Here is a 10,157-nt window from a genome sequence, read left to right on the forward strand (position 1 = left end):
AAGGCCTGGGAGGACCGAAAATGACGGAATTCACGCCGAAATTCGACCTGAACGGCAAGGTGGTGCTGGTAACCGGCGCCACGCGAGGCATCGGCCGCGCCTCAGCACTCGCCTGTGCCGGCTCCGGCGCCGACATGGTGGTGGGCGTGCGCAGCGTCGCCGACGGCAAGGCGCTCGTCGCCGAGATCGAAAGCATGGGGCGCCGGGCGCTGGCCGTGCATATGGACCTTACCGACCTCGCCACGGTGCGCAGCGCCGTGGCCGAGGCGCACGCCGCTTTCGGCCGCATCGACGTGCTGGTCAACAATGTCGGGCTCGGGCCCGAAAACCTGGCCGAGAACGTCACCGAGGCGGATTTCGACCTCACCGTCGACGTCAATCTCAAAGGCACGTTCTTCACCACGCAAGCGGTCGGGCGGCTGATGATCGCGCAGAAATCCGGGCGCATCATCAACATCAGTTCGCAGGCCGGCACGGTGACGCTGAAGGGCGAAGCGATCTATTGCATGTCGAAGGCTGCGATAAACCATCTGACGCGCTGCCTTGCCGGCGAATGGGCTGGGCACGGCATTGCCGTGAACAGCGTTGCGCCGACCTTCATCTGGACCGACGGCACGCGGCCGTCGCTCGCCGACAAGGATTTTCACGCCCATGTGCTGGGGCATATCCCGCTCGGCCGTATCGGCGATCCGATCGACGTTGCCGGGACCGTGGTGTTCCTCGCCTCACCCGCGGCGTCGCTGATCACGGGCGCGAACATATTGGTGGACGGCGGATGGTCGGTGGCCTAGGCCACTTTCAGCCGCTTGAAGCCCACCTGTAATTGGAGCGTGTCACGCTATTTCAAAGTACCAGGGCGTGGCAGCCGTAGGAATCGTAGTTTGCTGAAGATCATTAACCATAGCCGCCCTTTTTGACTGACAGTCCTTGGCCTGCGACACCCCGGTTTCTGTGCCATTTTTGCTACAGCAATTACCCCTAATGAGTGGAATCGCACTTTTAAGGGGTGCCTAATCCATTATGCACTCACATCTCAAAAAAATCTGATAGATACTGGCCGCAAGCTCCGGTGGCAGGCTTGGGCAAATAAGCGCCAATAAAAAAATAAGGCGCGGGGATAGTCACGGGGTAGAAATGACCAGGACGGGTAAAGTGACCGTCAGCTGGCGCTATGCGCTTGCTGTGACGGTGTCGATGCTGGCTTGCGGGAGCGCCAGCGCACTCACACTCAAAGAAGCCGTTGCCGTCGCCGTCGAATCCAATCCGGAGATTGGACAGGCGATCGAAAACCGCGAAGCGATCGAATTCGAGCTGCGCCAGGCAAAGGGGCTTTATCTTCCAAGCGTCGATCTGGAAGCGTCGACCGGCGTACGCCGCTTGGACAATGATACCAGGCGGGCCCTCGACGAGGATCATAACGCTCTTTATCCGAACGAGGCGGATCTCACGGTCTCGCAGACGCTCTACGACAGCGGTGCACGGCGGGCGGAACTGAACCGCCAGGCCTCGCGGGTCGATGGGGCTTCCTTCCGGGTTCTGGAACGGTCCGAGTTCATCGGGCTTGCGGTCGTCCAGGACTATCTGGAATACATGCTGCAGGCTTCGATCGTGGCCGAGGCCAAGAAGAACCTTGGCTTCCACCAATCCATCCTCAGCGACATCAAGCAAGGCATCGCGGGCGGCACGCTCAACGACGCCGACCGGCAGCAAGCCGAAGAACGCCTGTTTGCCGCAAAGGCGCGGATGCAGGAGGCGACCGAAGAACTCGAGGCGGCCAAGATCCGCTTCTTCAAGAATGTCGGCAAGCCGCTGACCAACGCGTCGCGGCCGGCCGATGTCTCAGCCGCCCTGCCGCGATCGCTGGACGATGCGATCGGGCTGGCAAGGGAGAACAATCCGCGCGTCCATATGGCCAACAGCGATATCGACGCCGCCTCCTCGCTGGTCGATGCGGCGCGGGCGAAATTCGGCCCGACGATCACCGCCGAGGGCGTTGCCCGCGGCGGCTATGACATCGACGGCGACGATGGCGACACGAGCGACCTGCAGGCCCGGGTGGTGCTGCGCTGGAACCTCTATCGCGGCGGCATCGACAAGGCCAACGAGCAGGAGCAGATCCGCCGCGCCAGCGAACAGCGGCTTGCGCTGCATCAGGTGCTGCGCGAGATCGAGGAAGCGGTGCGCACCTCATGGGACCGCCGCTTCCGCCAAGCCGAGCTTGCGAAGACGCTACGGCAGCAGGCAGCCACCAATGAAAAGCTCGTGGCTTCCTATCGCGAGCAGTTCAAGGTCGGGCAGCGCTCGCTGCTCGACGTGCTCGATGCCCAGAACACGCGCTTCAACACCGCGACACTGGCCGACACCTCATCCTACGCGTCGCTGTTTGCCGAATACCGGCTGCTGGCCGCAACTGGAGAGCTGCTGAAGACGCTCAACATCCAGCCGGCCAAGCAGGCCAACGCCTATGCGCGCTCGGAGTTCGGCGTGCCGGCGACAGCTGACACCGAGACTTATGCGCGAACGCCGTCGGAGCAGAAGAACGATCTGCCCTTCGACATTCTTGCGCCGGTAAGGAAGAAGTAGCCGATGTAAGCATCGATCTCGAGTCCCTCGGGGCGGATCGTGAACCAGCAACCCAATATCCTTTCTCCGAAGGAGGCCTTCAAAGCCTGCTTCTGCGCTGTTGCGGCCTATCTCGGCAGGCCGAGCGCGGAAACCGTGCTGTTCGCCGGCGTGCCGATTTCGGAGACCCGCATCGAGCCGGACGAAATCCGCCATCTGGCCGAGCGCATCGGCCTGGAAGTCCAGGATTTCAGCCATCGCGACTTCCTGCGTGGCCGCTTCGATCTGCCGGCCATCGTCTTCCGCGTCAGCCAGTTGCCGATCGCTCTGTTGGCGGAAAGCGAGGGTGGACAATATCTGACGGCGCCGCAGGAAAACGGCCGCACCACCATCGACAGATCGGAACTCGCCGAAAGCTATTTCAGCGGCGGCACGTCCTTCTCGATCACCTATGCCAATCAGGCCGAAGAGATGACGGTCGGCACGGCCGCGCGGATCGAACGGCGCCACTGGCTGACAGGCACGATGGGAGCGTTCTGGCGCACCTACTCGAAGGTGGTGCTGTCGGCGGTGTTCATCAATCTGCTGGCGATCGCCTCGCCGATCTTCACGATGAACGTCTACGACCGCATCCTGCCCAACAAAGCGATCTCGACGCTGTGGGTGCTGGCGCTCGGTATCGGCGCGGCGATCCTGTTCGACCTGCTGCTGAAGACCGCCCGGGCATCGCTGATCGACTATGCCGGCCGCAAGGCGGATCTGCGGATTTCCTATCTGCTGTTCGAGAAAGTGCTGAACTCCTCGCTTTCGGCGCGGCCCGGATCGACCGGCGAATATGCAAACCGCGTCACGCAATACGAATTCGTGCGAGAGTTCTTCACCTCCAACACCATCAGCGTCTTTATCGACACGGTCTTCGTCTTCGTCTTCCTGGCTGTGATCTATGCCATCGGCGGCTGGCTGGTGATCATACCGGCGCTGGCCTTTATCATCTCCGTCACCGTCGGGCTGATCACGCAAAGACGGATCGGCAAGCGGGTCGCCGCCTCGATGAACGAGGCCTCGCAGCGCCAGGCGCTGCTGGTCGAATCCATTTCCACGCTGGAGACGATCAAGTCGCTGCGCGCCGAGGCCTATCTTTTGCGCAAATGGGGCGAGCATTCGAAGAATGCGGCCAACACCTCGGAGAAGATCAAGGAACTCTCGGCGGCGGCGGGCAACATCACCGGCGCCATTCAGCAATTCGTCACGGTCGCCCTGGTGGTTGCCGGCGCCTATGCCTTCTCCGAGGGCCAGGTCTCGACAGGCGCCATCATCGGCACTGTGATGCTCGCCGGCCGCGCCGTGGCGCCGCTCGGCCAGATCGCCATCACGCTTGCCCGGTTCAGGCAGGCGATGCTGTCGCTCAGGATCATCAACACGATCATGTCGCAGCCGGAGGACCGGCCCGATACGGTCGGTTTCGTCAATCGGCCGATCCGCAGCGGCGCGCTCGTCTTCAGGAATGTCGGCTTTGCCTATCCGGGCACGGAGAACGAGGTTCTGAGCGGGCTCAACATCGCGGTCAGGCCCGGCGAGCGCGTCGGCATCATCGGCCGCATCGGCTCCGGCAAGACGACGATGGGCCGGCTGATCGGCCGGCTTTTCCTGCCGACCTCGGGCGAGTTGCTGCTCGACGGCATCGACATCCGCCAATACCACCCCTCAGAGGTTCGCGCCGCGGTGGGCGTCGTCGCCCAGGCCGGCGACCTTTTCTCGGGTACCATCAAGGAAAACCTTCTGATGGCGGCGCCGGAAGCGACCGACGAGGAGATCATCGAGGCGGCGAAAGCCGCGGGCGTCGACGAGTTCGTCTCGCGGCATCCGCGCGGCTACGACATGAATGTCGGCGAGCGAGGCACCAATCTTTCGGGCGGCCAAAGGCAGGCGGTGGCCATCGCGCGGCTGCTTTTGACCAAGCCGAAGATCGTCTTCCTGGACGAGCCGTCGGGCTCGATGGATCTCGCTTCCGAGAGGCAGTTGATCAAGCAGCTCAAGGTGGCATTCGACCGCGGCACGACACTGATCGTGTCGACCCACCGCTACAGCATGCTGGAACTCGCCGACCGCCTCATCGTCATCGACCAGGGCCGCGTCGTCGCCGACGGACCGAAGGAACAAGTCATCCAGGCATTGCAGAAGGGCAGTGCCTGACCGGAAAAGATAAACATGCTTGCAAAGGAAGATCGCCCACCCCTTTTCGCCTCGGCGTCCGTCTATATCGTCGGCGCGCTGTTCGTTTGCTTCACCGCCTGGGCATCCTTCGCCGAGGTCGATGAGATCGCGCGCGGCGAAGGCAAGGTGATCCCCGCCTCAAAGACACAGATCATCCAGGCCAGCGAGCCCGGCGTGGTGCAGGAGATCGCCGTCAAGATCGGCCAGACCGTCAAGAAGAACGACCTGATCATCCGACTCGACAATTCGGGCAATACGTCGAGCCTCGGCGAGGAGAAGGCCAAGGCGCGGGCACTGCAGGCGCGCATCGCAAGGCTGCAGTTCGAGCAGAGTGGCAATGTCGAAGGGGCGTTCCCCTGCCCCGCTGAGATCCAGAAGGTCGCGCCGGAAATCTGCGACAACGAGCAAAAGCTGCTCGTTGCGCGCCGCGACAATTTCGAGGTCAAGCTTTCCGTTCTGAAATCGCGCCTCGACCAGCGCGAGAAGGAACTGGACGAGGCCACCGCCAACGCCGACCGTCTGTCCAAGAGCCTGGCCGTCACCGACCAGGAGGCGGCGCTGGTCGAGCCGATGGTCAAGAAAGGCCTGATGGCGAAGACCGAACAGATCCGGGTCGAGCGCGAGCAGACGGATCTGCACGGCCAGCTCAACCTCGCCGGCGAGACCATCAAGAAAAGCCAGGCGGCAATCACCGAGGCGCAGCTTCAGGTGAACGAACTTGGCCTCCAATTGCAGCAGGAGGCATTGAGCGACCTGACGCAGGCGCTGGCCGATCTCTCCGTCGTCGACGAAACCATTCGCGGCGCCACCGACAAGGTGGCGCGCACCGACATCCGCTCGCCGGTCGACGGCATCGTCAACACGCTCGACATCAACACGCTCGGCGCCTTCGTGCAGCCGGGCGCGGTCGTGGCCGGCATCGTGCCGACGTCCGAGACGCTGCTGGTCGAGGCGCGGGTCTCGCCGCGCGACGTTGCCTTCATCCAGCCCGACCAGGAGGCGCTGATCAAGGTCACGGCCTATGATTTCTCGATCTTCGGCGGCATCGAGGGCAAGGTCGCCAACATCACCGCCGACAGTCTCGTCGACCAGAAGACGGGCGAGCCCTACTATCAGGTGCGGGTCGCGACCGAGAAGTCGACGCTGATGAGGAACGGCAAGAGCTATTCGATCATCCCCGGCATGATCTGCTCGGTCGATATCAAGACCGGCCGCAAGACGATCCTCAACTATCTTTTGAAGCCCATCAACAAGGCGCGACAGGAGGCGATGAGTGAGCGATAGCGCCATGCGCCCCGACACTCAACGCGAACGGCTGCTGCCGGCGCTTGCAGCCGAGGACTTCGGACCGGAGTTCCGGGTCGTGGCGCGCGGTGGCGTGCGCCGGGGCATCCGGATGGAGCGCGCCTTCTGGGTGTCGCTGAAGCAGATGGCGGAAAGCCGCAAATGCACGATCGGCATGCTGGTCGAGGAGATCGCCCAACATCATCCCGACCAGGGAAACCTCACCTCGGCAATCCGGGTCGCCTGCATGCGCGGCCTCGCCGAGGAAAGCATGGAATTGCGCAAGCTCGCCTCGATCCGCACGATCAACGCGATCCTGATCGCCTGCCCCTCGCCCGCCTTCGCGCTGTCGTCGTCGAAGAAGATCCTGGCCTTCAACACGCCGTTCCAACAGCTCGTCAGGCGTCAATTGCCGAACGCGCCCGGCGAGGACGGACGGCAGGACCTGAAGCTGGCGCTCGACCTCAACGTTCCCGATATCTTCGCCCGGCTCGACGTCAATGGCGAGACGCCGGTCACCAGCGGCTTCGTCATCGGCGCCGGCGAGCGCCGCTACCGCGGCCAGCTCAGCGCCGTTCGCGCACCTGTCGCCGAGCCGGAACTGTTGATGGCCTTCGTCTTCAACGGCTAAAGCGGTTCACCGTTTCACGGAAACGGCGAACCGCTCTATCTCTTGTTCTTGCGTAATTCCGGACGGAAACCGCTCGCATCTCTCCTGGAATTGCTCCAGCGCAATTCCGGGAACCGCTCCGGGCTACTGCTTCAGGCCCACAGGAACGGATGGTTCCGGCGCGCCTTCGCCGGGCGCCACCGTCGCGAAGCCGCCGGCGATGTCGGCGATCTGCGCACCGGATTTCGATCCGTGGATCCAGGCGCGATCGGTGCTGAAGGAATAGAGCGGAACATAGTCGGGCAGATCGCTGTCGCGCATGACGGCGTTGCCGAGGCTGTCCAGGATGAAGGCGCCGCTTGCCGTGCTCACCGACAGAACGGCATGGAAGAACTTGCGACGGCGATCCTGGAGGACCACCAGCGACATGCTCTGCGCCGGGATTCCGGCTCTGAGCAGCGCCGCCATCTTGAGGATGGCGAAATCCTCGCAATCGCCGGCGCGATGTTCGAGGACCTCCGAAGGTTTTGCCCAATAGTCGAGCTTGCCGTAAACGACGCTGTCCTTGCGATAGGCGATCAGGCGGTTGATGCTGCTGTTGACGAAGGACAGCTTCTCGCGAAAACCCTTGCCGGCGGCGATATTGACGATCTCGGCGAAAGCCGGGCTCTCGCGATCGCAGGGGCTGCCCGCGGTGCAATCGACGATGGCCTTGTAGACCGGAGCCCAGCGCGCCGAGACGGGAAAGTTGCGCATCGACAAGGCGACGGACCCGAAAACACCGGGGATGATCGCGGCGGTCCGGATCGGGTCGATGCCGGCGTCGGCCGTGGCGATCGAAGACGCTTCAAATGGCGTGTAGACGGCCGAAACGTCGACTGTCCGGTATGCGGCGGCCGGCTGCCAGGGCTGCGGCCGGGCCAGCGAAACGCCGCCGAGGCTCGACGGCGCGAGCACGTTCTGCAGGACCGGATCCGCGCCCGAATTCGTATTCGCCGACGATGGATTTGCCGCAACGGCAAGGCCGATCGCCAGCAACAGAACCTTGATCCCCGTCATCCCCGGGGCCGCTTTTTGTATTTTCATAACGCCCACCTTTGACTGTGGACGCTACCAATCTTGTCTCAAATTACCGGAAACGAAGGTGGGTAAATTTCCGCGAATCACTCTATTCTAGTTTCAGTAAAATTTTATTCGAATTTATACTTCTATTTACCAAACCGACGCCACGCACCGACGCCAATTCCGCTCCCCTTAAGAGGCTGCATAACATCCTATATCATCGCGATTTACCAAGTGTAAAAAATGCGATACTCTACATATCCAAGTATATGAAATAGATTGACGCTCTGTTGCAAAGTCCGAGCCCCACATGTCTCTTTCCGGGAAATGCCGGAGGGGCTTTGGCTATGACGAACAATATCGAATTCGACGCCGTTTCAAATTCCTGGGACGAGCACACGAGCGCTGGTGAAAACCATATCCCGACGGGCGTGCAGGTCGCGCAGGCGACCACCGGCCGAGCGGCGAGCGAACCGGTGCCGGTCGATGTCGGCAGCGGCGCGCCGGCGCAGGGCGCGGCGAATGCCCCGGCTGCAAACCAGCCGGCAGCCAATGGTCCGGCCGCCAATGCCGCCGCGGGAAACGCACCGGCAGGAAACGCGCCGGCGGCGAATGCCGCGGCAACCAACGTTCCGCATGAATATCACGCCGAAGCCGGCAATGTCGTGAAGCTCCCGGCCAACGTCTCGATCGACAACATCAAGGTGGACGGGCACAACCTGGTGCTGGTGCAGCCGGACGGATCCGAGATCGTCATCAAGGACGGCGCGCTTAACGTGCCGACCTTCATCCTCGGCGATGTCGAGGTGCCGCGCGTCGCCCTGATCGCCGCGCTCGAGGCAAGCCATGTCGATGTCGCCTTCGGCGCCGACGGCTCGATCTCGGCGGGCGGCAACGGCTCGCCGAGCAGCGCGGGCGGCAATTTCGAACAGCCTCCCGGCGGTATCGGCGACGGTTTCGGCCTCACCGCCCTTCTGCCGCCGACGGACCTGGCGTTCGGCCAGCCCGACCACCGCGAGCTGTTCCCGGGCCTGGTGCGCGAGAACTCCACGCCGACGATCATCGACCTGACGCCTTCCGTCGATGGCGGCGACACCACCGTCAACGAGAAGGGCCTGCCGGCGAGTTCCGGTTCGGAAGGCTCGGGCGAGGCGCAGAACCCCGCGCCCAACACCGATCAATCCGAGATCAACACCGGGACCTTCACCATCAACTCGCCGGACGGCATCGGCTCGCTGACCATCAACGGCCAGGTGATTTCGGCCGCCGCGCTCGCCGCCAGCGGATCGACGCCGATCGATATCACGACGCCGTTCGGCAACACGCTGACCATCAACGGCTACGACGCCGCCACCGGCCAGGTGAGCTACACCTATACGCTGGTCCATAGCGAGCAGCACTCGGCCGGTGCCGGCACCAATTCCATTTTCGACAACATAACGGTGACGGTCACCGACACCGACGGTGACGTGTCGGCCCCCGGCACGCTGTCGGTCAACATCGTCGACGACGTGCCGGTTGCGCACGATGTGAACGCCGGCACGCTGACCGAAGATGGCGCTACGACCACGGTCAGCGGCAATGTCAGCACCGACTACGGCAACGTCTTTGGGGCCGATGGTCCGGCGGCATCGGGCTCAGTCGCCTGGGGCGCGGTAAGCGCGACGCTCAACGGCGGCGCCGTCAACCTGGCCGACTACGGCACGCTGACGGAAAACGCCAACGGCACCTGGAGCTTCGTGCTGGACAACAGCAAGCCTGCGACGCAGGCGCTGAACAACGGCGACGCCATCAATGTCTCGCTCGGCTACACGCTGACCGACCATGACAGCGACGCCGACAGCAAGACCATCACCTTCACCATAAATGGCGCCGACGACACCTCTACAGTCGTGGTCACGCCGAGCGATGACGCCAATGCCAATGGCGCGGCCAGCGTCGTGTACGAACACGGCCTGACCTCGGTTCCCGACACCAGCGAAACCGACACCGGCGCCTTCAAGGTCACCGCGACAGACGGCATCAAGGACGTGACCATCGGTGGCCAGACCCTCGCACTCAACGCCTGGCTCAACCAGACCATCAATACCAGTGAAGGCACACTGAAGATCACCGGCGTGACGGTTGCGCCGGACGGCAAGTCAGCCGACTTCACCTACAGCTATACGCTCGGCGCCGCGCAGACCCATCCTGCCGGCAACGGCAACAACACGCTGCCCGACAGCGTATCGGTCGCGGTCGACGGCATCGGCGGCACCCATGGCGAAGGCACCATCAACATCGTCATCGTCGACGACGTGCCGGTTGCGCACGATGTGAACGCCGGCACGCTGACCGAAGATGGCGCTACGACCACGGTCAGCGGCAATGTCAGCACCGACTACGGCAACGTCTTTGGGGCCGATGGTCCGGCGGCATCGGGCTC

The 10,157-nt window shown here is 63.1% G+C and carries 7 protein-coding genes; 6 read left to right on the forward strand and 1 reads right to left on the reverse strand.

Annotated features, from left to right (window positions below; genetic code table 11):
* The first annotated feature begins 20 nt into the window (after nucleotides 1-20).
* The 5 genes from FJ988_RS22420 to FJ988_RS22440 all read left to right on the forward strand — a co-directional run bounded on the left by FJ988_RS22420 (nucleotide 21) and on the right by FJ988_RS22440 (nucleotide 6,691).
* Nucleotides 21-791, forward strand: a complete 771-nt coding sequence (locus FJ988_RS22420; RefSeq protein WP_140820526.1) for an SDR family NAD(P)-dependent oxidoreductase — start codon at nucleotides 21-23, stop codon at nucleotides 789-791.
* A 403-nt stretch (nucleotides 792-1,194) separates the two neighbouring features.
* On the forward strand, nucleotides 1,195-2,583 hold the full coding sequence (locus FJ988_RS22425; protein ID WP_407067746.1) for a TolC family protein: 1,389 nt from the start codon (nucleotides 1,195-1,197) through the stop codon (nucleotides 2,581-2,583).
* Nucleotides 2,584-2,622: 39 nt separating this feature from the next.
* Nucleotides 2,623-4,755 carry a type I secretion system permease/ATPase gene (locus FJ988_RS22430; RefSeq protein ID WP_140820528.1) on the forward strand — a complete coding sequence of 711 codons (2,133 nt, stop codon included), beginning with the start codon at nucleotides 2,623-2,625 and terminating at the stop codon, nucleotides 4,753-4,755.
* A gap of 15 nt (nucleotides 4,756-4,770) precedes the next feature.
* Complete coding sequence (locus tag FJ988_RS22435; RefSeq protein ID WP_140820529.1) at nucleotides 4,771-6,060, forward strand: HlyD family type I secretion periplasmic adaptor subunit; 1,290 nt, start codon at nucleotides 4,771-4,773, stop codon at nucleotides 6,058-6,060.
* Complete coding sequence (locus FJ988_RS22440) at nucleotides 6,050-6,691, forward strand: ribbon-helix-helix domain-containing protein (protein WP_181183633.1); 642 nt, start codon at nucleotides 6,050-6,052, stop codon at nucleotides 6,689-6,691. The genes FJ988_RS22435 and FJ988_RS22440 overlap by 11 nt, the downstream gene beginning before the upstream one ends.
* Nucleotides 6,692-6,814: 123 nt before the next feature.
* On the opposite strand, the gene FJ988_RS22445 is transcribed toward FJ988_RS22440, so the two are convergent.
* Entirely contained in the window at nucleotides 6,815-7,729 is a 915-nt protein-coding gene (locus FJ988_RS22445; RefSeq protein WP_348644341.1) for a transglutaminase-like cysteine peptidase, read from the reverse strand.
* 350 nt (nucleotides 7,730-8,079) lie between these two features.
* On the opposite strand from FJ988_RS22445, the gene FJ988_RS22455 reads away from it, so the two are divergent.
* Nucleotides 8,080-10,157, forward strand: a 2,078-nt coding sequence (locus FJ988_RS22455; protein ID WP_210242784.1) for a VCBS domain-containing protein, incomplete at its 3' end; no start/stop codon positions are given.

This window comes from Mesorhizobium sp. CU3, from assembly GCF_006442965.1.
Taxonomy (GTDB): Bacteria; Pseudomonadota; Alphaproteobacteria; order Rhizobiales; family Rhizobiaceae; genus Mesorhizobium.